Origin of the sequence: Flavobacterium sp. LM4 (genome assembly GCF_002017935.1) — a bacterium.
GTDB classification, from domain to species: Bacteria; Bacteroidota; Bacteroidia; order Flavobacteriales; family Flavobacteriaceae; genus Flavobacterium; species Flavobacterium chungangense.
In genome coordinates this window covers 673,102-698,245 of sequence record NZ_MUFW01000001.1, presented here as the reverse complement: position 1 = coordinate 698,245, position 25,144 = coordinate 673,102, and the positions used below count along the sequence as shown (strand labels likewise).

General features: G+C 33.7%; 24 protein-coding genes and 1 tRNA gene. 14 read left to right on the top strand and 11 right to left on the bottom strand.

Going from position 1 to position 25,144, the window contains the following annotated elements:
* Positions 1–71 precede the first annotated feature (71 nt).
* The 7 genes from BXU10_RS03170 to hisS form a co-directional block, all read right to left on the bottom strand.
* The gene (locus BXU10_RS03170) at positions 72–1,235 is read right to left on the bottom strand and encodes a sigma-54 dependent transcriptional regulator (RefSeq protein WP_078226058.1); all 1,164 of its coding nucleotides are present in this window, start codon (positions 1,233–1,235) and stop codon (positions 72–74) included.
* Positions 1,236–1,337: 102 nt separating this feature from the next.
* Positions 1,338–2,654, bottom strand: a complete 1,317-nt coding sequence (locus tag BXU10_RS03165) for an ABC transporter permease (RefSeq protein ID WP_031456172.1) — start codon at positions 2,652–2,654, stop codon at positions 1,338–1,340.
* A 76-nt stretch (positions 2,655–2,730) separates the two neighbouring features.
* Positions 2,731–3,657, bottom strand: a complete 927-nt coding sequence (locus tag BXU10_RS03160; RefSeq protein ID WP_078226057.1) for an ABC transporter ATP-binding protein — start codon at positions 3,655–3,657, stop codon at positions 2,731–2,733.
* 162 nt (positions 3,658–3,819) lie between these two features.
* A complete protein-coding gene (gene dnaJ, locus BXU10_RS03155; protein ID WP_031456174.1) occupies positions 3,820–4,929 on the bottom strand; it encodes a molecular chaperone DnaJ in 1,110 nt (369 codons plus the stop codon).
* 77 nt (positions 4,930–5,006) lie between these two features.
* Positions 5,007–5,585 (bottom strand): nucleotide exchange factor GrpE, encoded by a 579-nt coding sequence (locus tag BXU10_RS03150; protein ID WP_078226056.1) that lies wholly within the window; start codon positions 5,583–5,585, stop codon positions 5,007–5,009.
* Between the two features lie 352 nt (positions 5,586–5,937).
* Positions 5,938–6,008 (bottom strand) — tRNA-Trp (locus BXU10_RS03145).
* Positions 6,009–6,361: 353 nt separating this feature from the next.
* Positions 6,362–7,792, bottom strand: coding sequence for a histidine--tRNA ligase (hisS, locus tag BXU10_RS03140; RefSeq protein ID WP_078226055.1), 1,431 nt, complete (start codon positions 7,790–7,792; stop codon positions 6,362–6,364).
* A 190-nt stretch (positions 7,793–7,982) separates the two neighbouring features.
* On the opposite strand from hisS, the gene BXU10_RS03135 reads away from it, so the two are divergent.
* Positions 7,983–9,227, top strand: coding sequence for an ABC transporter permease (locus tag BXU10_RS03135; RefSeq protein WP_078226054.1), 1,245 nt, complete (start codon positions 7,983–7,985; stop codon positions 9,225–9,227).
* A gap of 125 nt (positions 9,228–9,352) precedes the next feature.
* On the opposite strand, the gene prmC is transcribed toward BXU10_RS03135, so the two are convergent.
* Both prmC and BXU10_RS03125 read right to left on the bottom strand, forming a co-directional pair.
* Positions 9,353–10,216: a peptide chain release factor N(5)-glutamine methyltransferase gene (gene prmC, locus BXU10_RS03130; RefSeq protein WP_078226053.1), complete on the bottom strand. Its 864-nt coding sequence runs from the start codon at positions 10,214–10,216 to the stop codon at positions 9,353–9,355.
* A gap of 85 nt (positions 10,217–10,301) precedes the next feature.
* Positions 10,302–10,787, bottom strand: a complete 486-nt coding sequence (locus BXU10_RS03125) for a GNAT family N-acetyltransferase (RefSeq protein WP_078226052.1) — start codon at positions 10,785–10,787, stop codon at positions 10,302–10,304.
* 108 nt (positions 10,788–10,895) lie between these two features.
* Here BXU10_RS03125 and ribD point away from each other — a divergent pair, with 108 nt between their 5' ends.
* The 3 genes from ribD to BXU10_RS03110 are packed head-to-tail and all read left to right on the top strand — an operon-like array spanning position 10,896 to position 13,182.
* The gene (gene ribD, locus BXU10_RS03120; RefSeq protein WP_078226051.1) at positions 10,896–11,945 is read left to right on the top strand and encodes a bifunctional diaminohydroxyphosphoribosylaminopyrimidine deaminase/5-amino-6-(5-phosphoribosylamino)uracil reductase RibD; all 1,050 of its coding nucleotides are present in this window, start codon (positions 10,896–10,898) and stop codon (positions 11,943–11,945) included.
* Positions 11,938–12,540 (top strand): HAD family phosphatase, encoded by a 603-nt coding sequence (locus BXU10_RS03115; RefSeq protein WP_078226050.1) that lies wholly within the window; start codon positions 11,938–11,940, stop codon positions 12,538–12,540. The genes ribD and BXU10_RS03115 overlap by 8 nt, the downstream gene beginning before the upstream one ends.
* Positions 12,541–12,549: 9 nt before the next feature.
* On the top strand, positions 12,550–13,182 hold the full coding sequence (locus BXU10_RS03110; RefSeq protein WP_078226049.1) for a YigZ family protein: 633 nt from the start codon (positions 12,550–12,552) through the stop codon (positions 13,180–13,182).
* A 31-nt stretch (positions 13,183–13,213) separates the two neighbouring features.
* On the opposite strand, the gene BXU10_RS03105 is transcribed toward BXU10_RS03110, so the two are convergent.
* On the bottom strand, positions 13,214–13,618 hold the full coding sequence (locus tag BXU10_RS03105; protein ID WP_078226048.1) for a thioesterase family protein: 405 nt from the start codon (positions 13,616–13,618) through the stop codon (positions 13,214–13,216).
* Between the two features lie 185 nt (positions 13,619–13,803).
* Here BXU10_RS03105 and dnaA point away from each other — a divergent pair, with 185 nt between their 5' ends.
* The 10 genes from dnaA to scpA all read left to right on the top strand — a co-directional run bounded on the left by dnaA (position 13,804) and on the right by scpA (position 24,388).
* Positions 13,804–15,231: a chromosomal replication initiator protein DnaA gene (dnaA, locus tag BXU10_RS03100; protein ID WP_007809948.1), complete on the top strand. Its 1,428-nt coding sequence runs from the start codon at positions 13,804–13,806 to the stop codon at positions 15,229–15,231.
* A gap of 9 nt (positions 15,232–15,240) precedes the next feature.
* On the top strand, positions 15,241–15,708 hold the full coding sequence (locus BXU10_RS03095; protein ID WP_078226047.1) for a low molecular weight protein-tyrosine-phosphatase: 468 nt from the start codon (positions 15,241–15,243) through the stop codon (positions 15,706–15,708).
* Positions 15,709–15,776: 68 nt separating this feature from the next.
* Entirely contained in the window at positions 15,777–16,490 is a 714-nt protein-coding gene (locus tag BXU10_RS03090) for an SAM-dependent methyltransferase (RefSeq protein WP_078226046.1), read from the top strand.
* A 21-nt stretch (positions 16,491–16,511) separates the two neighbouring features.
* On the top strand, positions 16,512–17,306 hold the full coding sequence (locus tag BXU10_RS25145; RefSeq protein ID WP_223255381.1) for an energy transducer TonB: 795 nt from the start codon (positions 16,512–16,514) through the stop codon (positions 17,304–17,306).
* 48 nt (positions 17,307–17,354) lie between these two features.
* The gene (locus tag BXU10_RS03080; RefSeq protein ID WP_078226045.1) at positions 17,355–18,482 is read left to right on the top strand and encodes a methionine aminotransferase; all 1,128 of its coding nucleotides are present in this window, start codon (positions 17,355–17,357) and stop codon (positions 18,480–18,482) included.
* Positions 18,483–18,557: 75 nt separating this feature from the next.
* Complete coding sequence (locus tag BXU10_RS03075; protein ID WP_031456188.1) at positions 18,558–19,439, top strand: SDR family oxidoreductase; 882 nt, start codon at positions 18,558–18,560, stop codon at positions 19,437–19,439.
* Positions 19,440–19,692: 253 nt separating this feature from the next.
* The gene (udk, locus tag BXU10_RS03070) at positions 19,693–20,301 is read left to right on the top strand and encodes a uridine kinase (RefSeq protein ID WP_078226044.1); all 609 of its coding nucleotides are present in this window, start codon (positions 19,693–19,695) and stop codon (positions 20,299–20,301) included.
* 201 nt (positions 20,302–20,502) lie between these two features.
* Positions 20,503–20,829, top strand: coding sequence for a septum formation initiator family protein (locus tag BXU10_RS03065; protein ID WP_031456190.1), 327 nt, complete (start codon positions 20,503–20,505; stop codon positions 20,827–20,829).
* 11 nt (positions 20,830–20,840) lie between these two features.
* Positions 20,841–22,205: a methylmalonyl-CoA mutase subunit beta gene (locus BXU10_RS03060; RefSeq protein ID WP_078226043.1), complete on the top strand. Its 1,365-nt coding sequence runs from the start codon at positions 20,841–20,843 to the stop codon at positions 22,203–22,205.
* A gap of 41 nt (positions 22,206–22,246) precedes the next feature.
* Positions 22,247–24,388, top strand: a complete 2,142-nt coding sequence (gene scpA, locus BXU10_RS03055) for a methylmalonyl-CoA mutase (protein ID WP_078226042.1) — start codon at positions 22,247–22,249, stop codon at positions 24,386–24,388.
* Positions 24,389–24,442: 54 nt separating this feature from the next.
* On the opposite strand, the gene BXU10_RS03050 is transcribed toward scpA, so the two are convergent.
* Positions 24,443–25,081 (bottom strand): peptidoglycan-binding protein LysM, encoded by a 639-nt coding sequence (locus BXU10_RS03050; RefSeq protein ID WP_078226041.1) that lies wholly within the window; start codon positions 25,079–25,081, stop codon positions 24,443–24,445.
* Positions 25,082–25,144 lie beyond the last annotated feature (63 nt).

Genomic DNA, 25,144 nt, shown 5'->3' with positions numbered 1-25,144 from the left:
AATGATTAAAAGATTTAAAAATTAAAAAATTTCAGCTCAAGCCAAATTCTCAAATTTTTAAATCATTAAATTTATTTACTTGCAAACATTTTAACATCGGTTTCTGAGATTTCGTTTCCACCTAAAATAATAAGTCTCTCAACCACATTTCGAAGTTCACGAATATTTCCTGTCCAGTCATATTCCTGTAATAATTTTATGGCTTGTGCCGAAAACACTTTCAGGGCGTTCCCTTGTTCTGAAGCAATTTTCTCAGAAAAATGTTTAATCAGTGCCGGAATATCATCACGCCTGTCATTTAATGCGGGAACTTTAATTAAAATTACAGCCAGACGGTGGTACAAATCCTCACGGAAACGACCTTGTGCAATTTCTGTTTTTAAATCTTTATTGGTCGCTGCAACTACCCGAACATCCACTTTAATATCTTTTTCAGCCCCAACTCTGGTAATCATACTTTCTTGTAAAGCACGCAATACTTTGGCTTGTGCTGAAAGGCTCATATCACCAATTTCATCCAGAAAAATAGTTCCTTTGTCAGCTGCTTCAAATTTTCCGGCACGATCTTTCACGGCTGAGGTAAAAGCACCTTTTACGTGTCCAAATAATTCACTTTCAATCAATTCACTCGGAATAGCAGCGCAATTTACTTCAATTAATGGAAAATTAGCACGTTCGCTCTTCTCATGTAATTGATGGGCTACCAATTCTTTTCCTGTTCCGTTAGGCCCCGTAATTAAGACTCTGGCTTCAGTTGGAGCTACTTTATCAATCATTACTTTTATATGATTAATAGCTTCGCTTTCTCCCACCATTTCGTAGTTTTTACTGACCTTTTTCTTCAGAATTTTATTTTCAACAACGAGCTGTTTTTTATCTAAAGCATTTCGGACCGTATTTAGCAAACGATTTAAATCCGGTGGTTTCGAGATATAATCAAATGCGCCTAAGCGCATTGTTTGAATCGCAGTTTCCATATCACCGTGTCCTGAAATCATCACCATCGGGATTTCAGGTTTGATTTTTTTTACCGCTTCTAAAACCTCAACACCGTCCATTTTTGGCATTTTGATATCACACAAAACCAAATCATAGTCATTGTTTTTTATTTTCTCAAGTCCGGTAACTCCATCTTCTGCTTCTTCAACCTGATATGTATCATTTTCTTCTGACAAAATCTTTACCAAAACTCTTCTGATAGCTGCTTCGTCTTCTATAATTAGTATTTTACTCATATATTTTTAAGATTCTGAGATTCTAAGCTGCTAAGTTTCTAAGTTTTTTTCTGACAGCTAAAATCTTAGCGTCTAAGAACCTTAGTATCTTAGCATCCTCAATTAATATTTAAGCCATCTGTACAATTCCTTCCATGTTGGTTTTTTACCATACATTAAAATCCCTACACGGTAAATTTTTGCAGCAAACCAAACCACAAAGAAAAAGGTTGCAAACAATAATGATACCGAAATTGCGATTTGCCACCAAGGCACGCCAAACGGAAGCCTCATTAACATAACAATTGGAGACGTTAGCGGAATCATTGAAAATACAACTGCCACAGTTCCGTGAGGATCATTTACAACGGTAAAAAAACCGATATAAACACTCAAAATCAATGGCATCATGATGGGTAAAAGAAATTGCTGTGAATCCGTTTGATTGTCGACTGCTGCTCCAATTGCTGCATAAAAGGAACTATATAGAAAATAGCCTCCAATGAAATAAATCACAAAACCAATTAAGATGCTGGCAATTGGTAAATTCCATAATTCAGTTATATACATTTGTGCAGAGCCTGAGAGCTCGTGTTGTGCTGATTGCATTAATTCAGGAGAAATTCTAGCCGTTGGCCCAACATTTACTCCAAAAAATACCGATGCAGCAAACATCAATCCTAAACCAATTATAGCCCAGATTATAAATTGCAACAATCCTGCAAGCGAAGTCCCCACAATTTTACCGATCATCAATTGAAATGGCTTAACCGATGAAATGATAATTTCAATAATCCGGCTTGTTTTTTCTTCAATTACGCTTCTCATGACCATATTTCCATAAATGATAATGAACATCATGATTAAGTATCCGAAAGCACCTCCAATTCCGATTTTAATTTCGTTCAGGCCTTTTAAACTTTCTTCTCCGGAAGCTTTAACCAAATGAATATTAACTTTTGATTGTGCTTTTTGAATTGCCAAAGTATCCAGTTTGGCTTCTTCCAGATTTAGTTTCGTAATTTTATTACCAATGATATCCTGAGTGTTTTCTATAAAAGAAATACTGGGACTGCTATTAGAAATAAATTCAATTTTACTTTCTAAGTCTTTGTTTTCACTGGTTTTCGGAATAACGATTAATCCGCTGAAATTTTCTTTTGTAATACTGTCTTTTAAAGCTTTTACATCAATTTCAGATAAATTAAGATATTTAAATTCAGCACCCTTCTTATTTTCTTTTAAAAAATCTGCAACAAATAAGCCCGTTTCATCATGAATGGCAATTCGTTTGGTTTCAGCCTTCATTGAACTCAGATAGCCAATAAACCCCGCAATTGCTACAAACAATAACGGACTTAAAAAAGTCATGACAACAAAAGATTTATTACGCACTTTTGCAATAAATTCTCTTTTAATAATCAACGAAATGATGCTCATAAATATTTTAATTTTCAAATTTCAAATTCCAAATTAAAAGCTCTAATTCGGAATTTGAAATTTATTTTTTGAAATTTTATTTTTTATCTGTTACTGTCTGAATAAAAATATCGTTTATACTTGGTATTTTTTCTACGAAATGTGTGACTTGTCCACGCTGCGTTAAGATGTTCAATAATTCATTTGGAGTTGCATTTCCAATTTGTATATTTAGTTTTAAATCATCATTCAGCGATTTAAAGTTTGCAGGAGAAACAGTAAATTTTTGTGTAATGTCATACATCAGACCTTCAACATTATGCGTTAAAATTCCGACTTCAAAACTGTTTGTTCTAAATTGACGTTTTACATCACCAACCTTGCCTTCTATTAATTTATTTGACTTATGTATCAAAGAAATATAATCACAAAGTTCTTCTACACTTTCCATTCGGTGGGTAGAGAAAATAATTGTCGAACCTTGTTCTTTCAAAGCCAAAATTTCGTCTTTGATTACATTGGCGTTTACAGGATCAAAACCCGAAAAAGGTTCATCTAAAATTAGTAATTTAGGTTTGTGCAAAACACAAACTACAAACTGAATTTTCTGTGCCATTCCTTTAGAAAGTTCCTGGATTTTCTTGTTCCACCATCCCTGAATTCCCAAACGGTCAAACCAGTAGTCTAACTGTCGTTTAGCCTCAGCTTTCGAAAGTCCTTTCATTTGAGCCAGATACAAACACTGTTCCCCCACTTTCATCGAACTGTACAAACCTCTTTCTTCCGGAAGATAGCCAATAGTCTGCACATGTTTTGCCTGTAATTTTTCTCCATCCAGAATAATTTCACCGCTATCTGGCAGCGTGATTTGATTGATGATTCTGATTAAGGAAGTTTTTCCGGCTCCATTCGGACCTAATAATCCGTATATACTGCCTTTTGGCACATTTAATGAAACTTCGTTAAGCGCTACATAATCGCCGTATTGTTTTACGACTTTATGTACTTCGAGTAAGTTGCTCATGCTGTTTTCAGGATTTTCTGCGTCAGTTTGACCATTATGTTTTTGCGACTGTAAAAGTAAATAATTCGGAGCGAATCTAAGCGTTAATACATAAAAAACCCATTCTAAAATTTACCTTAGAATGGGTTTGGATTTATTTCTACATTTAAAAAGAAGCTTAGATTATGAAAACATATCTTTTACTTTTTCAAAAAATGATTTTTCTGATTTCTCAGGACTTGGAATAAAATGTTCGTCATTTAAAGCATTTTCAAAAAATTGTTTTTGCTCTTTATTTAACGTTTTAGGTGTCCAGACATTTACGTGAACCAATAAATCCCCGTTTCCATAACCGTTGATACTTGGAATACCTTTTCCTTTTAATCTTAAGATTTTTCCGGACTGAATTCCTTCTTCAAGTTTAATACGAACTTTTCCGTTAATTGCTTCGATATCTTTAGACACGCCTAAAACAGCTTCAGGAAAACTTATGTATAAATCATAGTGAATATTTTCTCCTTCACGTTTTAATAATTCGTGCTCAATTTCTTCAATTGCAACAATTAAGTCACCCGGAATACTATTACCAGGAGCATCATTTCCTTTATTAGAAACTTTTAACTGCATTCCATCAACTACTCCGGCAGGAATTTTGATTGATACCGTTTCATCTTCCTGAACCATTCCTTGCGAGTCTGCTTCAGAAGGTTTTTTATCTAAAATCTGACCAGAACCACCACAAGCAGGGCATGTTGATGCAGATTGCATTCGTCCTAAGATAGTGTTAGTTACACGCATTACTTGTCCTTGACCATTACAAGTCGAACAAGTTTTGTAGGTAACCCCTTTAGCCTGAACTTTACGTTTTACTTTTACTTTTTTCTCAACACCATTTGCAATTTCTTCTAAAGTTAGTTTTACTTTAATTCGAAGATTGCTTCCTTTAGCACGACGAGGACCACCTCCGCCGCCGCCAAATCCACCAAATCCACCACCAAAAATATCACCAAACTGGCTGAAAATGTCATCCATATTCATACCGCCATGACCACCGCCAAATCCGCCGGAACCATCAAATGCCTGATGCCCGTATTGATCGTATTTCGCTTTTTTCTGAGGGTCACTCAAAACTTCATAAGCTTCTGCTGCCAATTTGAAGTTTTCTTCTGCCTCTTTGTCGCCCGGATTTTTATCAGGGTGATATTTTAGCGCACTTTTTCTGTATGCTTTTTTAATTTCGGCAGCATCGGCACTTTTTGAAATGCCAAGTATTTCGTAAAAATCTTTTTTCATAATAAGGTTAAATTCCAAATCTTAAAATTCCAAAAGCCAATTTTAAAACTAGCGTTTGAAACTTTTGTTTGCATTTTTTAGTTTCCGATAACCACTTTAGGAAAACGAATAATTTTGTCTCCTAATTTGTATCCTTTTTCAATAACATCAACTATTTTACCTTTCAGTTTATCAGAAGGCGCCGGGATTTGAGTAATAGCCTCTGCAAAATCAGCATTAAAAGTATCACCAGCCTGTATTTCTACCTGCTCTAAACCTTTAGAAACCAATGTACTTTTTAGTTTTTCGTGAATTAGCTCTACTCCTTTTTTCAAATTTTCATCTTCAGACTTGTTAATTTCTACAGCAGCTCTGTCAAAATCGTCCAAAACTGGCAACATTGCTAACAAAACTTCCTGATTGGCAGTTTTGAATAAATCGATACGCTCTTTTGAAGTTCTTTTTTTGTAATTTTCAAATTCAGCAAATAATCTCAAAAACTTATCTTTTTCTTTTGCCAAGTCTTGAGTCAATTGCTCTTCAACACTTAATTCTTCAACAATTAACTGCTCTCCGTTTGCATTGTTCTCTAACGTTACATCATCTAATTCCTGATCGAATTCTGTATTTTCCGTAGTCATATTATTTGTATTTTTAAAAATATTCTTAAACTTCATTTTTAATTCTTTCTGTTGGATTGCAAAAGTACTGCCAAATCTTCGAAAATGTCAAATTGTCACTTTTTTGAAAATGACAAAATATTTTCAAGCTAAAAATTCTTAAAGAAAAATTTAGTATAATTTTAAGACTATTACGTTTTCGTTTGCCCTATATTTGAACCTGAAAATAAAATCAGTGTTATTACCTATCAAAGTTTGAATTTAAGGGTTAGCCTCGGCTTATATAAATTATTAATTCAAGTTTACCTTATATTAAAAAAAAGCTTCGCCTAATTGACGAAGCTTTTTTTATGCTTTTTTTTTACCTTTTTAACTTCAATTGAAATCTTCGGTAATAATTAGTATTTTGCACGGGCGGAGGGATTCGAACCCCCATCAACGGTTTTGGAGACCGCTATTCTACCCTTGAACTACGCCCGTAACTTAAGGCCGCAAATTAAACGGTTTTTTTGTTGCCTCGCAAATTATTTCACGCCGATTTTAAAAGATTTAACCTGATGAGTGCAGATTATTTTAATAAAAAAACAATCTAAATCTGCTAAAATTCGCAAAATCAGCATAAAACAAATCATTTAATCTTTAAATCTGTAACAAAAAAAATGCAAATTTATACCAAGCTGTTTCCTCTGATTTTTGCAGATTTAAGCAGATGTGCTCAGATTTTTTAAATTAGAAAATCAAATTAAATCTACTGAAATCTGCAAAATCTGAGTGAAAGAAAAATATATAAAATGCTTTTTTTTGATCTATGCCAAAAACACTTTACATTCAAATTATGCCAATAAAGCATTCTTCAATCCTTCTAAGTCAACAGAAACCTGCTCACCTGTAACTAAATTTTTAAGTGCATAAGTATTGGAAGCTATTTCCTGATCGCCTGCAATTACTGCAAAAGGAATCAAACGTTTGTCTGCATATTGAAATTGTTTTCCAACTTTTACATTATCAGGATACAATTCTACTTTTATGTTTTCTTGTCGTAATTTCTGGATTGCCTGAGAAGCGTACAGAGCTTCTTTATCACCATAATTCACAAATAAAGCTTTCGAAGTTGCAGCGACAGTTTCCGGGAATAATTGTAATTTTTCTAAAACCAGATAAATTCTATCCAATCCAAAAGAAATCCCAACACCACTCATATTTTTTAAACCAAAAATACCTGTCAAATCGTCGTATCTTCCGCCGCCGCCAATAGAACCTATGGAAACAGTTTTTGGCGCTGCAACTTCAAAAATAGCTCCTGTATAGTAATTTAGTCCTCTGGCTAAAGTCACATCTAAATCTAAAATTGCAGTTGACAATCCTAAATCTGCAACATTGTCACATATAAATTTTAACTCCTCAACACCTTTCATTCCCTCTTCAGAAGAAACCAATAATTCTGAAAGCTGTGCAATTTTGTCTGCAAAAGTTCCTGAGAAGCTAAAAAGCGGCTGCACTTTTACCAAAGCTTCTTCAGAAATGCCTTTTTCGATCATTTCTTTTTTAACGCCGTCTTCTCCAATTTTATCTAATTTATCAAGAGCAACTGTAAAATCAATTAACTTATCAGAAGCACCAATTACCTCAGCAATTCCAGACAATATTTTTCTGTTATTGATTTTGATGGTCACCCCTTCTAAACCTAAAGATGTAAAAACGGTATCATATAACTGAACCAATTCAACTTCCTGCCATAACGATTTTGAACCTACAACATCTGCATCGCATTGGTAAAACTCTCTATAGCGTCCATTTTGAGGATTATCTGCCCTCCAAACCGGCTGGATTTGATATCTTTTAAAAGGAAATACAATATCATTTTGGTGCTGTACAACATATCTTGCAAATGGAACTGTCAAATCATATCGTAAAGCCTTCTCTGAAATTTTTCCAGTAAATTTATTCAACTCAATTCTTTGTTTAACATCAATTGTTTCAGCAGAATTAACTTGCAGAGCTTCTATAGATTCCGGTAATTCAATTTTTTCTTTTTTATCATAGAAAAAATTACCTGAATTCAATATTTTAAAAATCAAACGATCTCCCTCTTCACCATATTTCCCCATCAGCGTATCTGAATTTTCAAATGAAGGAGTTTCAATTGGCTGAAAACCAAATTTCTCGAAATTAGCTTTTATAGTCTGTATAATATACTGGCGCTTTGACACCTCTGAAGGTGAAAAATCTCTTGTCCCTTTTGGCACGCTTGGTTTTGAAGCCATCTTTTTAGATTATTTAGATTTTTTGGGATTATTAGATTTAGATTTTCATTGCTACTAATTCTAAAAACCTTTTGACATTATTTTTTTTTAAATTTTTTAATCGCCTGCAAATATCTTACTTTTTAAAATAAATAATACAGCTTCGAAAACAAACTTGTAACAAAAAACGTATTTTCGTGTCAAATTGGTTATGATGCTAAAATTATTTAAAGAAAATATCCGAATTGCTTTTGGCTCCATCAAAACACAATTGCTGAGAACCATTCTTACTGTCTTAATTATTGCAATCGGAATCACAGCTTTAGTCGGAATCCTTACAGTTGTAACAGCACTCGAGAATACCGTTTCGACCAATTTTGCTTCCATGGGTGCGAATACTTTTAACATTAACCAATATGCAAACACCGTTAAAAACCGCGGTGGAAACGAGCGCGAAATCATAAATCCAATCATTTCCTATCCGGAGGCCGTTGCTTTCAAAAATAAATACAAATACCCTTTTACGGAAACTTCTCTTTCTTTTACGGCAACTTCAACCGCTGAAGTTAAATATTTGGATCAAAAAACAGATCCTGAAATTAAAATTTTGGGGGTCGACGAGCATTTTATTTCTAATTCAGGTTTAGAAATTAACCTGGGGCGTTCTTTTAATCAATTTGATATTGATAACAATACGTATTCGTGCGTAGTAGGTTCTGATTTTGAAAAAGGGCTATTAAAAGACATTAATCCAATTGACAAAATAATCTCTATTCGCGGAGCTCGTTTTAAAGTTATCGGAGTCTTAAAAGAAAAAGGATCAACATTTGGAAACAGCCAGGATTTACGCGTTCTGATTCCAATTCAGGTAGCGCGTTCTTTGTTTACCGCACCAAACATCAATTATACCATGAGTATAATGGTTTCTAAAAAAGAACTTTTAGATCAGGCCATTGATAATGCGACAAGCACCATGCGAAGAGTTCGTAAACTAAGTCCTGTTCGCGACAATAATTTCGGTATTGGCCGAAGTGACGATTTAATCAACAGAATCTTAGGAATTACACAATATTTAGATTGGGCTTCTGCTATTATTAGTATAATTACAATATTAGGATCATCGATCGCTTTAATGAATATTATGATAGTTTCCGTTACAGAACGTACCCGGGAAATCGGTGTCCGAAAAGCATTGGGAGCAACAAGAGCAACCGTTGCCTTTCAATTTTTTATTGAAACCTTATTAATTGGACAAATTGGCGGATTAGTTGGAATCATATTAGGAATGTTAATAGGATTTGGTATTGCAACTGCCATGAGTTTTGCTTTTGTAGTTCCGTGGTTTGCTATCACCATCGCTTTTGGAACCAGCTTTATGGTGGCCATTGTTTCCGGATTGTACCCTGCAATTAAAGCATCACAACTTGACCCTATAGAAGCTTTGCGTTACGAGTAGTTTTATTAGAAGCAAAATTCACTTGTCTCAAAAGACCAATTGTCCCGCTATCCGTTTCAAACTTTTGCGCCGAACCCCGGCACAAAAGGTTTTCTCTTCTATCGGGGCTAGATTAGGAATTTATGTTATAAATCACCTTTTATTCCCTTCATCATCCTGTCATTATCATAAATATCTTTTCGAAGTTCAATATTCTTAAAATCCATTTTCTCTAATAATTCAGTCATTTCCTTTCCTAAATACTGATTGATTTCAAAGTACAACTGCCCGTTTTCTGAAAGACTTTTATGTGCCAGTCCTGCAATTTTTCTATAAAAAACCAAGGCATCATTATCATCTACAAAAAGAGCCAAATGGGGTTCGTGATCCAGGACATTTTTTTTGATTTCCGGTTTTTCTAAATTACGAACATAAGGTGGATTCGAAACAACAATATCATAATCATATTTTAAAATATCTAATTCTAAAATATTTTTAAACATAAAAGTTACTTTGACATTATTGCTTCTGGCATTTTTTTTTGCAGTTTCTATTGCCCTTTTCGAAACATCGATAGCATAAACATCAGCATTAGGAAGATTTTTGGCAAGCGAAACCGCAATACAGCCACTTCCTGTTCCTATATCCAGAATTTTCAGTTTTTTGGTTTTATCAGTAATCTTATTTTCATTAATAATCCATTCTACTAATTCTTCAGTTTCAGGCCTCGGAATCAAAACGTTTTCATTTACTTCAAAATCTAAACCGTAAAAACTCGTTTTTCCAAGTAAATACTGAATCGGAACTTCTTTTTTTAATCGATTTAAAAAAGTACTCCAAACAACCAAATCAGCATCTGTAAAAGTTAGTTCATGATTCAGCGCCAAATCAATTTGTCTCAGCTTATGTTTATTTTCTAATATCAAATAAAAAAAACTCTCTGCTTCATATGCGTCATATAAAGAAGAAAGTTCCTTAATAAATTGAGTTCTGTATTGTTTGATTTTCATTTAAGGGCTTTTCAGTATTTTTAGACCAAATGCAATTACATTTTACAAATAAGTATCGTAAAGTAAATTTTGTTACAATGTTATTTTACAATTCTTTCAACATCCAGACTGGACAGGAGTTATGTCCGGTACATCCTAATGGAGCATCTAAATACTCAAATCCTGATTTTTTATATAACTTTTGAGCGGCATGCATAAATGGCATTGTTTCTATGTAACATTTTTCAAAACCAAAGCTTTTAGCTTCTTCCAAACATTTTTTCATCATTTCACTTCCTATTCCTAATCCGCGGGTTTTAGGCAAAAAATACATCTTTTGTAGTTCACAAATCTTTGGATCACCGTTTTCTAAAGGTGCAATTCCACAACATCCAACAATTTCGCCCTCATTTTCAACTACAAAATAAACCGATTCCGATTTATTATATTCTTCAAACATGAAATCTAAATACGAATCTTCATAAGCTGTTCCTGTTTTTGGAATTTTCATTTCATCAAAAACTGATCTTATTAATTGAGCAACTGCCTGATTGTCTTCTTTTTTAATTTTTCTGATAAACCAATTTTCCATTTTACATTACAGTCTGATACATTACAAAAATAGAAATACTTTTTTGATAGTTTCATAACTATCCCAATAACTCTGGGGACAAAACTCAAAAATAATTACTTTTGTATCGTGAACATACATGAGAAATACATAAAACGATGCATAGAACTGGCCAAAAATGGCTTTGGAACCACCTATCCAAATCCAATGGTAGGAAGTGTAATCGTTTATGAGGATAAAATTATAGGCGAAGGCTGGCACAAAAAAGCCGGAGAACCACATGCCGAAGTAAATGCGATTCGATCTGTAAAAGACAAATCGCTTCTTAAAAACGCTACTATCTATGTAAGTTTAGAACCCTGCAGTCATTTTGGCAAAACACCTCCGTGTTGCGATTTGATTATTGAACATAAAATTCCGACTGTAGTAGTAGGAACCGTTGATCCCAATGAAAAAGTAGCTGGAAGAGGAATAAAAAAAATAATCGAATCAGGTGCCAGCGTTATAGTAGGCATTTTAGAAAGCGAATGCTACGAGCTCAATAAACGTTTTTTTACTTTTCACAATAAAAAAAGACCTTATATTATATTAAAATGGGCAGAAAGTCAAGACGGTTTTCTGTCACCTGAAAAACAAATTAATCAGGAACGTAAACCCGTTTGGATTACCAATCAGTATTCACGACAACTGGTTCATAAATGGCGTAGCGAAGAACAAGCAATTTTTACAGGAACACAGACCGTAATTGATGACAATCCTAAATTAAATGTTCGTGACTGGAGTGGCAATAACCCTACAAGAGTGATTTTGGATCAAAATAGCCGTATTTCAAAAAGTAGTTTTATTTTTGATGACAGCGTTAAAACTATCATATTTACAAAATCTGAAATTAGCTTATCAGCAGAAAACACTACCTTTGAAGTAATTAATTTTAATCAAAATATAATTCCGCAAATTTTGGCGGTTTTGTATCAAAATCAAATACAGTCTATTATTATTGAAGGTGGTTTACAAACTTTGCAATCTTTTATAGATGAAAATATTTGGGACGAAGCACGAATTTTTACTGGACAAAATTCTCTTAAAAAAGGAACAAAAGCCCCTGTTTTACCAAGAAAAAATGCATTGAGAACTTACATCCAAAAAGACGAATTAATATACCTTAGAAATCATGATTGATACTATAATTTTTGACTTTGGAGATATTTTTATCAATCTGGATAAACAAGCCACTATTTCCGGATTAGAGAAACTGGGCATGAAAGAATGGAATTCGGAATTTGACCGTTTGAATCTTTTGTTTGAAACAGGGGATATTTCTCATGATGAATTTATAGCAGGTTTTCAAAAAGAATTACCAAATGCTTCAACAGAAGAAATATTAGAAGCCTGGAATGCTGTTTTAGCAGATTTCCCTTTATACAGATTAGAATTCCTGCAAATGCTTTCTAAAAAATACCGATTGTTTTTATTGAGTAATACTGATTCTATTCATATTGAAACTTTCGAAAATAAAAGCGGAATTTCGTTTTACAGCGATTTTTATCAATGTTTTGAAAAAGTTTACTTTTCATTTGAAATCGGAATGCGAAAACCAAACGCCAATGCTTTTCAATATTTAATCAACAAACACGAACTGTCACCCAAACGCACTTTGTTTGTAGATGATAAAAAAGAAAATACTGATTCTGCTGCCTCTTTAGGTTTTAATGTTTGGAACTTGCAGGTTGGCCAGGAAGATGTTGTTGATTTATTTGAGAAAAAAATACTTTAGAATTTAACTTTGGAATATAACGATACGTACCAGACCATCGCTTTTGAATCTGAAGAGGTCTTATTTAAGGAAAAAGGAAGTAAGTTCTTTGGCTATGCTTTTCCGATAGAAACTGAAGATGAAGTAAAACCGATTATTGAAAACTTAAAAAAACAACACCCTCATGCTGTCCATTATTGTTATGCCTATCAATTAGGTATAGCTCCAAAAATATCTTATCGCGCAAATGATGACGGAGAACCAAGCAATACAGCAGGAACCCCGATTTATGGTCAGATACAATCTTTTGGACTGACCAACGTTCTTGTGGTAGTGGTTCGAATTTTTGGTGGAATAAAATTGGGCGTTGGCGGATTAATAGCTGCTTATAAAACTACCGCACAAATGACACTTGAAGTTTGTGAAATTGTCAAAAAAACGATTGACGTACATTTTTTAATCTCTTTTGATTATAAAAACATGAATAAAGTCATGCGGGTAATTAAGGAAAAAAAGCTGGAAATAACTTCTCAGGAAATGGAAATTGACGAAGATTCCGACTTACCAATTGGAAAAATAATGACAAAAACCAGAAAAAAAAATGCTGAATCTATATTCAGCACTTTTGATTTAATGTTTGAAATCGATATAAAAATTATGTAAATCGATATAAAAAAGCATAGCATTTTAACAATTATTCAAGTGTTTTAAATAATTCTAAAATATAATCCGGAGGAGGTGTTGGCCGACCCGTTTTTAGCGAAATAAATACCAAAATAAACACCGCCGTTGTTAATAACTCATTTGCTTCATTGTAGATTTCGCAGTCAAATTCAATCTTGACTGAAGACTGACTTTTAAAAGTAGTATGAATTGTTAAAAGCTCATCATAACGCGCCGATTTTTTATAATTTATCTGCATCGAAACAATTGGCAATCCTATTCCGCTTTCTTCCATGCTTTTATACGAAATCCCTTTATTTCTAAGCCATTCCACGCGACCTATCTCAAAATACGGGATATAATTCCCGTGATAAACAACCCCCATTTGATCAGTTTCAGAGTAGCGAACGCGCACTTGCGTTTGATGATTTTTCATTATTTATATATTAAAAAAATTAAGTTCTTAAAGTATGCTTACAACATTATTTTATAAAATTAGAGTTCAAAATATTTTTTTTTACAGAATTTTGTTCACATATTTGTTATCCCGAAATAAGGAATAAAATTACCTCCTTTTATTAGGAGAATCTTTATCAATAATAAAAAAATTTATCTGAATTTATGACTAAAACTGCTCAATCGGTATGGGAAAACTGTTTGTCCTTTATAAAAGACAATATTCAAGATCAAGCATACAAAACTTGGTTTGAACCAATCAAATCAGTTGAGCTAACCGACAACGCGTTATACATTCAGGTTCCAAGTAAATTTTTCTACGAATGGCTCGAAGAACATTACGTAAAATTATTGAAAGTTGCGCTTACCAAAGAACTGGGAAAAAACGCAAAGTTACTCTATAAAATTAAAATGGAGAACACTTATGGAAACAAACAACCTTTTACCGAACAGTTGCCAAGTTCCAATAGAGTGCCAATGAAACCGCAAGAGGTTGATGCTCCGTTTAAAAACTTAAATCCAGAACTTAAAAATCCGTTTGTAATTCCCGGAATTAGAAATTTAAAAATTGAATCCCAGTTAAATGCCAACTATAGTTTTGACAATTTTCTGGAAGGAGATTCAAACCGTCTGGCACGTTCTGCGGGTATGGCTGTTGCCAACAAACCTGGAGGGACTTCATTTAATCCTTTATTGATTTTTGGTGGAGTTGGTTTAGGAAAAACACACTTAGCACATGCTATTGGTGTTGAAGTAAAAGATAAATATCCGGAAAAAACGGTTTTATATATTTCTGCCGAGATTTTCACACAACAATATATTGATTCGGTAAAAAAGAATAATCGTAATGATTTTATTCACTTTTACCAATTAATAGACGTTTTGATTATTGATGATGTACAGTTCTTATCCGGAAAATCAGGAACTCAGGATGTATTTTTCCATATTTTCAATTATTTGCACCAAAACGGAAAACAGGTAATTTTAACTTCTGACAAAGCTCCTGTTGATATGCAGGATATTGAACAGCGTTTGTTATCCCGCTTTAAATGGGGATTATCTGCTGAATTGCATCAGCCGGATTATGAAACCCGGATTTCAATCTTAAAAAATATTCTTTACCGTGATGGTGTTGAAATGCCGGAAGACATTATTGAATATGTTGCCCGCAATATCAAAACAAATGTTAGAGAACTTGAAGGAGCTATTATTTCCTTAATCGCTCAATCTTCTTTCAATAAAAAAGAAGTAACAATTGAGTTAGCTAAAAGTGTTGTAGAGAAATTTGTTAAAAATGTAAAGAGAGAAATCTCTATTGATTATATTCAAAAAATTGTGTCTGATTATTTTCAGTTAGACATTGAAACTCTTCAATCAAAAACAAGAAAAAGACATGTGGTACAGGCGAGACAATTGGCTATGTTTTTTGCAAAGAAATTCACAAAAGCATCTTTAGCAAACATTGGCTCTCAAATTGGAGATCGCGATCATGCTACTGTATTACATGCTTGTAAAACAGTTGACAATTTAGTTTCTACAGACAAACAATTCAAAAAATTTGTCGAAGACATCAACAAAAAACTAACGCTATAAAAGCGCATCATGCCAGTAAAAATCTTAATGGTTTGTTTGGGAAATATCTGCAGATCACCTTTAGCTGAAGGTATTTTAGCTTCCAAATTACCAAAAGAAAATTTTATAGTCGACTCTGCCGGTACCGGTTCATGGCATGTAGGCCACGCACCTGACAAACGTTCTATTGCCGTTGCCCAAAAAAATGGTTTATGTATTGACCAGCAAAAAGGAAGACAATTCAAGACTTCTGATTTTGATGAATTTGATTATATCTATGCCATGGATAATTCGAATTTTCGTGACATCATTCATCTTGCCAAAACTCCTGAACACAAAAGCAAAGTCAATCTGATTCTAAATGAATTATTTCAGGATGAAAATGTTGACGTTCCAGACCCTTATTACGGAGCCGTTAACGGATTTGACAATGTCTATCAAATGCTGGATGAGGCAGCCGAAATAATTGCAAAAAAACTTATCGAAAAACATTCTTAATTTACTTTTTCAATTATTGATATTTAATAGTTGAAAAAGTATTTCATTTTATAATCTATATTAAAGATATGAAACTTCCAGGAAAATTATATTTAATCCCAACTACTATGGGCGAAAGTGACCCAATGGATGTTTTACCGCAAACTGTAAAAAGAAGTATTGAACTTATAGATTATTATATTGTTGAGAACGAAAAAACTGCACGAAAATCCATAAAAGCAGTTTTACCGGAGAAAAAACAATCCGAATTAGTTCTTTTTACTTTAAACAAACGTACAGAACCAAGCGAACATTTAGACTTCATAAAACCTTTATTAGAAGGAAAAAACATGGGTTTAATGAGCGAAGCCGGATGTCCCGGAGTTGCTGATCCAGGAGCTGTTATTGTAAAACTGGCACATGAAAAAGGGATTCAGGTTGTTCCTTTGGTTGGACCTTCTTCTATCCTATTAGCTATGATGGCTTCTGGAATGAATGGACAAAGTTTTACTTTCAATGGCTATTTACCAATTGACAAAGACGAGAAAAAATCGGCATTGAGACATTTTGAGAAATTGTCCCACGATAAAAATCAATCGCAAATTTTTATTGAAACACCTTATAGAAACAATAAATTAATTGAAGATCTTTTGCAGATTTTAAATCCTTCAACACATCTTTGTATTGCTACAGATATTACGCTGCCAACAGAATTTATTAAAACAATGAAAATTGCTGACTGGAAAAAATTAAAAGTGGATTTACATAATCGACCAACGATTTTTATTATTCATAAAATGTAAGCTAACTTTAAAATCATCATAATGAAAAAGTTTTTAATTCTGATTTTGATTTGCTTTGTACAAAATGTGTTTTCACAACATAAAGAACCAACTATTAAATCAGATCCAAACGCAGTAACTAATAGTACTGAAGATGGTTCTTATGTAGACAAGCAACCTGAATTCCCTGGTGGACCAGATGCTTTGCATAATGTTTTTTTGAAAAAAAATTACAAAATGCCAAATGTGTCTGGGTTAAAAGGTAAAGTTTATGTAACTTTCATTGTTGAAAAAGATGGTACACTGAACAATATAAAAGTTTTAAGAGATATTGGTTATGGAACAGGAGAAGAAGCAATTAGAGTTTTAAAATTATCTCCAAAGTGGATTCCTGCTAAAAGAAACAATGAGTCTGTTAGATGGAAATATTCATTTCCTATAACTATAATTGGAAATGAACCACCTAATGCATCCAAATTACATGAATTGACTAAAAATAGTTCAGTAACACCCGTTATTGAAGAAGAAGAAAACCAAGTGTATAATACGGCTGGGCTAGAAGTGAGACCTGAATTTCCAGGTGGTCAACAAGCATTAGAACTCTTTTTAAAAGAAAACTATAAAAATCCTCAAAAAGACCTAAAAGGAAAAGTGTATACTACTTTTATTATTGAAAAAGATGGATCTTTAACTGATATAAAAATTTTAAGAGATATTGGACACGGAACAGGTACAGAAGCTATTCGAGTTTTAAAATTATCACCAAAATGGAGTCCTGGAAAACAAAATAATATTGTAGTTAGAGTTCTTTATTCCATACCTATAATTGTTCACTAATATACTTCACAATCCTTTCTCACAAAAGTTCCCAAATCAAACTTTATCATGAGTAAACTCCCTAACGTAACCACCAGCATCTTTACGGCAATGTCAAAAATGGCAGCCGAATATAATGCGATAAATCTTTCTCAGGGATTTCCAAATTTTCCGGTTGATGAAAGGCTGACGGATATTGTAGCGAGATTAGCAAAAGAAAATGTGCACCAATATACACCAATGGCAGGATATCCGCCGTTGATGAATCAAATTGCAAAATTAGTTCTGAGTTCCTATAACAGAATTATAAATCCTGACACAGAACTTTTAATTACAGCCGGTGCAACTCAGGGAATTTTCACTACGATTTTAGCCTTAGTAAAAGAAAACGACGAAGTCATTATTTTGGATCCGAGCTACGATTCTTACGAATCTCCTGTTTTACTTTGCAAAGCCAAACCAGTGCGGGTAGCACTAAATGATGATTACACTCCAAATTGGGAAACGATAGAAAAAGCCTGTTCTGCAAAAAGCAAATTGATGATCATCAACAATCCCCATAATCCAACAGGGAAAATTCTAACCGAAGCGGATTTTGTTCAGCTACAAAATCTTCTTGAAAAATATCCTGACATCATAGTTTTATCAGACGAAGTTTATGAATACATTACTTTCGAAGAAAAACATATTTCGGCACATACCAAAAGTTTCCTCTTAGACCGATGTATAATGGTTTCTTCTTTTGGAAAATCATTCCATATTACAGGATGGAAAATCGGATACACCATTGCCCCTGAATATCTGATGAAAGAAATTAAAAAAGTACATCAGTTTTTGGTTTTTAGCGTTAACAGTATTTCACAGTTTGCCATAAGCGAATATTTAGATATTGTCGACGTCAATTTACTTGGAAAATTCTATCAGGAGAAACGGGATTATTTTCAAAAACTGCTTCAAAACAGCCGATTTGAACTAAAACCATGCGAAGGAACTTATTTTCAGGTTGCTTCCTATGCTTCAATCTCAAACGAGGATGATGTTACGTTTTGTAAAAGACTAATCACAGATCATGGTGTTGCCGCAATTCCAATTTCAACCTTTTATTCTGACCATAAAGACAAGAAATTAATACGTTTTTGTTTCGCCAAAGATAACTTCACACTCGAATCTGCAGCAAAAAAAATATGCGCAATCTAAAGTTTTTCTAAAATTTATAACAATATTATGCATGCATCCTATTTAAATTAATTAATTTTGTAAAAATAAAAAAGTATGAGCTATACAGATAAAATGTTAAGAGACGATGCTTTAAAAGGTAAAGTCATTGTAGTTACAGGCGGTGGAAGCGGTTTAGGAAAAGCAATGACCAAATATTTTTTAGAATTAGGAGCTCAGGTAGCGATTACTTCAAGAGATTTAGAAAAGCTTAAAACGACTGCAACAGAACTCGAAACTGAAACTGGAGGAAAATGTTTACCGCTCCAATGTGATGTTCGTCATTATGAAGAAGTCGAAAACATGCTTCAGGAAGTTTTAAAAACTTTTGGAAAAGTAGATGTCCTTTTAAATAATGCAGCCGGAAATTTTATTTCTCCAACAGAACGTCTGTCTGCCAACGCATTTGACACTGTTATAGATATCGTACTAAAAGGTTCTAAAAACTGTACACTCGCTTTTGGAAAGCATTGGATTGACACTAAACAAACATCTGCAACGATTTTAAATATCGTAACTACATATGCCTGGACGGGTTCTGCATACGTGGTCCCAAGTGCAACAGCAAAGGCAGGGGTCTTGGCTATGACCAGAAGTCTGGCTGTAGAATGGGCAAAATACGGAATTCGTTCTAATGCAATTGCTCCGGGGCCATTTCCTACTAAAGGAGCCTGGGACAGATTATTACCGGGAGATTTGGCAGAGAAATTTGATATGGCAAAAAAAGTACCTCTAAAACGTGTAGGTGATCATCAGGAATTAGCCAATTTAGCAGCTTATTTAGTTTCTGATTTTTCGGCTTATGTAAACGGCGATGTCATTACAATTGACGGTGGAGAATGGTTAAAAGGAGCCGGACAATTCAACTTATTAGAAGCAATCCCCGAAGAACTATGGGATCAGCTTGAAATGATGATAAAAGCAAAAAAGAATAAATAATTACAAGTGCTTACTAAATTCAGAATATTTTATTAAAACTATACTGATTGCACGAAATCCCGAAGGTTTTTACTTTCGGGATTTTTTTATAATTTTCACCATATAAACAATATAAATTCAGTTAAGCAACATTTTGTTTAAACATTTTCCAGTTTAAACTTACTTAGATTACTTATATGGTTAAATTATATTAAATGTTTAGCGATTCAGTTAAATTATTATTTTTGCGAAACAAATTATAACATCAAAATTTATGCTCATTATTGGAATTGCCGGAGGAACAGGAAGTGGAAAAACAACAGTAGTACACCAAATCATGAATGAATTACCGGACACCGAGGTGGGTGTAATTTCTCAGGATTCATACTATAAAGAAACCCACAATTTGTCATTTGATGAAAGGGCATTAATCAATTTTGATCATCCTCGTGCTATAGATTTCGAATTACTGGTAAAACATCTTAAAGCCTTAAAAGCAGGCGAAACCATAGATCAGCCTGTTTACTCTTTTATCCAGCACAACAGAACAGATGACACTGTATCAACACACCCAAGAAAAGTAATGATTGTTGAAGGGATCTTGATTTTAACAAATCCTGAATTACGGGAACTTTTTGATATAAAAATATACGTTCATGCTGATTCTGATGAAAGATTAATCCGTCGCTTAAAAAGAGATATTTCAGAACGCGGACGCGATATTGACGAAGTTTTAAACCGTTATCAAAACACCTTAAAACCGATGCACGAGCAATTTATTGAACCTTCGAAAGCTTTTGCCGATATCATTATTCCGAATGATAAATACAATACCGTAGCAATAGATGTAGTTCGTGCTGTAATTAATCAGCGTATTTTATAATTTTTATTGTAAATTTATTCCATAAAAATAAGGAGCTATTCCGCTTTGCCCTTTATCTTTTTGTATCCGAAAAAGCCATAAAAAGGATATCGGCTCAAACGAAGTTCACTGAACACAAATAAAAAAATAAACTTTGTGAAGTAATCGGGGCTAAAAAGGTAAATCTCCTTAAAAGAAGTAATCGGTTAAAAATAAATTAAAATGAAAAATCCATACAAAGACAAAAAATGGTTCAAATTTCTAAGCAATAAATATGTTTGGGTTTTACTGTTTTTTATAGTTTGGATGCTATTTTTAGATAATTATTCTTATTTCGACCATCGGTTTTTAAATAATCAGATTAACGAACTTGAAGACAATAAAACCTATTATCAGGAAGAAATCAAAAAAGACCAGGAACAGATCAAACAACTCAAAAATCCTGAACAAATAGAGAAATACGCCCGCGAAAAGTACTTCATGAAAAAAGACAGCGAAGACATATACATTATTAAATTTGAAGGCGATACAATTCAGGAAAAAGAATAAACATAAAACTAATGGCTACTACCCTATTCGACGATTTTAGTCCGATTTCATCCAAACAATGGAAACAAAAAATTCAGTTTGAACTGGAGGGTGCCGATTACAACAAAACTGTAATCTGGAATTCTCCTGAAGATATACAGGTAAAGCCATTTTACCATTATGATGAAGATTTCAAAACTTCCCAGATACAAACGCAGGCTTCTAATTTTAAAATCTGCCAAAACATATTTGTTTACGATGTTGAAAAATCGATTCAAAAAGCAATAGACACCCTTGAAAGAGGTGCCGAAAGTTTGCGTTTTACCATTCAAAATGAAAAAATAGACATTCAAAAATTATTAGAAAATCTTCCTTTAGAAAACCGAATCGTTTACTTTAATTTGAATTTTATTTCAATCGATTTCGTAAAAAAACTGGATACTATTTCAATTCAAAAAAAAACTGTTTTTTATTGCAATTTAGATCCAATTGGCCATTTAGCCAGAGAAGGAAATTGGTTTGCGACATCTGATAAAAATAATTTTGAAACACTCGAAAAGATTTCAAAAGCAACAGCAAATCTTTCCCTATTAAGTATTGACTCAGGTCTCTACCAAAATGCCGGAGCCAATATAACACAGCAGATCGCATACAGTCTGTCGCATGCAAACGAATACCTGAATCGCTTTCCGGATTTAAAGAAACCAATTGTATTTCAGGTAGCTGTAGGAACTAATTATTTCTTTGAAATTGCAAAACTTCGTGCAATGCGAATGCTTTTCAACTTAATTGCAGCCGAATACAACCCCGATTTAGAATGTCTTTTATTGGTTACACCAACCAAACGCAATAAAACCATATACGATTACAATGTCAACATGCTTCGTACCACAACAGAATGCATGTCGGCAATATTAGGAGGAGCAGATACTGTTGCCAATTTGCCTTACGATTCTTTGTACCACAAAGACAATGAATTTGGTGACCGGATTGCCAGAAATCAATTATTGATTTTAAAACATGAAAGTTACTTCGACAAGGTGGACAATCCTGCTGATGGAAGTTATTATATTGAAAGTTTAACCATTCAACTAGCCGAAAAAAGTCTCGCTCTATTTAAAGATATTGAAACCAACGGAGGCTTTTTGAAACTTTTGAATGATGGAACCATCAAAAAGAAAATTCAGGAAAGCGCTAATAAAGAACAGGAATTATTCGATACCAAAAAAGAAGTTTTATTAGGTACAAATAAATATCCAAATCCGGAAGACAAAATGAAACACGATTTAGAATTGTTTCCTTTTGTAAAAATAAAACCCAGAAAGACATTGATTACACCGATAATTGAAAAAAGATTAGCCGAAAAACTGGAACAGGAACGTTTAGAATCCGAATAATATTTTTCAACGTAATGATAACTGCTCAAAAGAGTATTTCAATGATAAGAAAAGACCTTAAACATATTAAGTTAAAAGTTAAAAGTGATGAATCAAATGAACAATTACATGATTCAGAATCTCTGATTGATAACTTTACTACAGCAGAAGGAATCGAAATCAAAAAAAAATATTCTGAAAAAGATATTGAGGAATTCGAATTTTTAGATTTTGGCGCAGGTTTTCCTCCAAACCTTCGAGGTCCTTATACAACTATGTATGTACAAAAACCTTGGACAATCCGCCAGTATGCGGGGTTTTCAACAGCAGAAGAAAGCAATACTTTTTATAGAAAAAATTTAGCAGCCGGTCAAAAGGGCTTATCCATAGCTTTTGATTTGCCAACACATCGAGGTTACGATTCAGATCATGAAAGAGTGGTTGGGGATGTCGGAAAAGCCGGGGTTGCCATTGATTCTGTCGAAGACATGAAAGTACTATTTGATCAGATTCCATTGGATGAAATGTCAGTTTCAATGACTATGAATGGGGCAGTTTTACCAATTATGGCATTTTATATTGTAGCAGCTGAAGAACAAGGCGTAACAATTGAAAAATTGTCAGGAACAATTCAGAATGATATCTTGAAAGAGTTCATGGTTCGTAATACTTACATTTATCCACCAACTCCTTCGATGAAAATCATTGCCGATATTTTTGAATTTACAAGCAAAAAAATGCCAAAATTCAATTCTATCTCAATTTCAGGATATCACATGCAGGAAGCGGGTGCAACTGCTCATATTGAATTAGCGTACACTCTTGCTGATGGTTTAGAATACATCAGAACCGGATTATCAACAGGTATGACCATTGATGAATTTGCACCAAGATTATCATTTTTCTGGGCAATTGGAATGAATCATTTTATGGAAATTGCCAAAATGAGAGCCGGAAGGATGATATGGGCCAAACTCGTAAAACAATTTAATCCAAAAAGTGACAAATCATTAGTTTTAAGAACACATTGCCAGACAAGCGGCTGGAGTTTAACAGAACAGGATCCTTTTAATAATGTGACCCGAACTTGTATTGAAGCTTCAGCGGCAGCTTTTGGAGGAACCCAATCATTACACACCAATGCCCTTGACGAAGCAATTGCTTTACCAACAGACTTTTCTGCAAGAATCGCACGTAACACACAGATTTTTTTACAGGAAGAAACCAAAATTACCAAAACGGTAGATCCCTGGGCAGGAAGTTATTATATTGAGAGTCTTACCAATGAAATGGTAGAAAAAACCTGGAAGCTTATTGAGGAAGTAGAAGAATTAGGTGGCATGACGAAAGCCATTGAAACCGGAATTCCAAAACTTAGAATTGAAGAAGCTGCAGCGAAAAAACAAGCAAGAATTGACAGTGGGCAAGATATTATTGTAGGTGTAAATAAATTTAGATTAGAAAAGGAAGATCCTCTACATATTTTAGATGTTGACAACCAAATGGTTCGCAAACAGCAAATTGAGCATCTTTCAAGAATAAAAGCAACCCGAAATACTGAAAAAGTAAACCAATCACTCGAAAAATTAATTCATTGTGCTAAAACCGGCCAGGGAAATTTACTGGAAATTGCTATCGAAGGTGCCCGAAACAGAGCAACTTTAGGCGAAATTAGTGATGCCCTCGAAAGTATTTTTGGCCGGTTCAAGGCTCAAATAAAATCTGTTAGTGGTGTGTATAGTGCAGCAATTAAAAACGATGAAAGTTTTGAAAAAGCAAAGCAGCTTGCTGACGTTTTTGCAAAACAAGAAGGAAGGCGTCCCAGAATTATGATTGCAAAAATGGGACAGGACGGACATGACCGTGGAGCAAAAGTAGTAGCAACAGGATATGCTGATGTAGGTTTTGATGTAGATATTGGTCCTTTGTTTCAAACACCAGCAGAAGCTGCAAAACAAGCTATTGAAAACGATGTTCATATTTTAGGTGTTTCATCACTTGCAGCAGGTCACAAAACATTAGTCCCTCAAGTTATCGAAGAGCTAAAAAAACATGGTCGTGAAGATATTATGGTAATTGTTGGAGGTGTTATACCTAAGCAGGATTATCAATATTTATTTGATGCGGGTGCAATTGCTATTTTTGGCCCAGGAACAAAGATTAGTGAAGCAGCAATCAAAATTTTAGAAATATTAATAGATTAAACTAATTTTTCTATAAAAAAATCCCGATAGATTCGGGATTTTTTTTTCAAATTCTTAATCGTTAATAGTAGCATTACTATCTGCTTCAATGTAAGAGAGATCATAGCCGCCAAAAGCCTTCATGTAACTTCTTAAAGAAGTACCGTAAGCATCTCTAAAATGTCTGTTACCATTGTTTTTAAAGAAGTTTTTTACTGAACCTGCACCACCTAAATGTGCTGCTGCTAAAATCCCTGATTCGGTAATTTCTACGCCATTGATCGTCTTACCTTCATATTTGGCAATTTCACGACGTAATATCCATTTGTTTTTTGATAACAGTGCAACAAATGCCTTTTCTTGTAAAGCAGGATTCTTTAAAAAGGCCTCATCATTTTGAATACCTACTGATCTTAAAGTCTTAGAGCCAAATTGATATTTTCCCATGTAGCCAATAGAATTTACTTTTCGGTATTTTCCTTGGGACTCTTTAAAAGCAACTGCTTCTTTGAAACCTATAAAATGGTTTCCGGTGTATGGAACACTTATATTAGGATAATCATCCTCTTCTTCCGATGGAAATAAGTATTCTGCTCCATCTGTTTTTTCTGTAATAAACCAGGGTTTGGCTTTCAGACTAAAGGGTTTAAAACCCAAACTTAAAAATGTAATAATAACGATTAAACCCGCATAAAAATACCATTTCTTTATCATAAATTGTTTTTCTTCAAAACGCTGTCACCTTTTTGAAATTTCTACGGTGCAAAGGTAACAAAT

Coding starts and splice junctions, on each gene's coding strand:
- BXU10_RS25145 (WP_223255381.1), top strand. CDS start 16,512: ATGAAAAAGTTTTTAATTCTGATTTTGATTTGCTTTGTACAAAATGTG.
- BXU10_RS03075 (WP_031456188.1), top strand. CDS start 18,558: ATGAGCTATACAGATAAAATGTTAAGAGACGATGCTTTAAAAGGTAAA.
- dnaA (WP_007809948.1), top strand. CDS start 13,804: ATGACTAAAACTGCTCAATCGGTATGGGAAAACTGTTTGTCCTTTATA.
- scpA (WP_078226042.1), top strand. CDS start 22,247: ATGATAAGAAAAGACCTTAAACATATTAAGTTAAAAGTTAAAAGTGAT.
- dnaJ (WP_031456174.1), bottom strand. CDS start 4,929: ATGAAAAAAGATTTTTACGAAATACTTGGCATTTCAAAAAGTGCCGAT.
- BXU10_RS03065 (WP_031456190.1), top strand. CDS start 20,503: ATGAAAAATCCATACAAAGACAAAAAATGGTTCAAATTTCTAAGCAAT.
- BXU10_RS03170 (WP_078226058.1), bottom strand. CDS start 1,235: ATGAGTAAAATACTAATTATAGAAGACGAAGCAGCTATCAGAAGAGTT.
- udk (WP_078226044.1), top strand. CDS start 19,693: ATGCTCATTATTGGAATTGCCGGAGGAACAGGAAGTGGAAAAACAACA.
- BXU10_RS03160 (WP_078226057.1), bottom strand. CDS start 3,657: ATGAGCAACTTACTCGAAGTACATAAAGTCGTAAAACAATACGGCGAT.
- prmC (WP_078226053.1), bottom strand. CDS start 10,216: ATGAAAATCAAACAATACAGAACTCAATTTATTAAGGAACTTTCTTCT.
- hisS (WP_078226055.1), bottom strand. CDS start 7,792: ATGGCTTCAAAACCAAGCGTGCCAAAAGGGACAAGAGATTTTTCACCT.
- BXU10_RS03050 (WP_078226041.1), bottom strand. CDS start 25,081: ATGATAAAGAAATGGTATTTTTATGCGGGTTTAATCGTTATTATTACA.
- BXU10_RS03125 (WP_078226052.1), bottom strand. CDS start 10,787: ATGGAAAATTGGTTTATCAGAAAAATTAAAAAAGAAGACAATCAGGCA.
- BXU10_RS03095 (WP_078226047.1), top strand. CDS start 15,241: ATGCCAGTAAAAATCTTAATGGTTTGTTTGGGAAATATCTGCAGATCA.
- BXU10_RS03060 (WP_078226043.1), top strand. CDS start 20,841: ATGGCTACTACCCTATTCGACGATTTTAGTCCGATTTCATCCAAACAA.
- BXU10_RS03135 (WP_078226054.1), top strand. CDS start 7,983: ATGATGCTAAAATTATTTAAAGAAAATATCCGAATTGCTTTTGGCTCC.
- BXU10_RS03090 (WP_078226046.1), top strand. CDS start 15,777: ATGAAACTTCCAGGAAAATTATATTTAATCCCAACTACTATGGGCGAA.
- BXU10_RS03150 (WP_078226056.1), bottom strand. CDS start 5,585: ATGAAGTTTAAGAATATTTTTAAAAATACAAATAATATGACTACGGAA.
- BXU10_RS03080 (WP_078226045.1), top strand. CDS start 17,355: ATGAGTAAACTCCCTAACGTAACCACCAGCATCTTTACGGCAATGTCA.
- BXU10_RS03115 (WP_078226050.1), top strand. CDS start 11,938: ATGATTGATACTATAATTTTTGACTTTGGAGATATTTTTATCAATCTG.
- BXU10_RS03105 (WP_078226048.1), bottom strand. CDS start 13,618: ATGAAAAATCATCAAACGCAAGTGCGCGTTCGCTACTCTGAAACTGAT.
- BXU10_RS03165 (WP_031456172.1), bottom strand. CDS start 2,654: ATGAGCATCATTTCGTTGATTATTAAAAGAGAATTTATTGCAAAAGTG.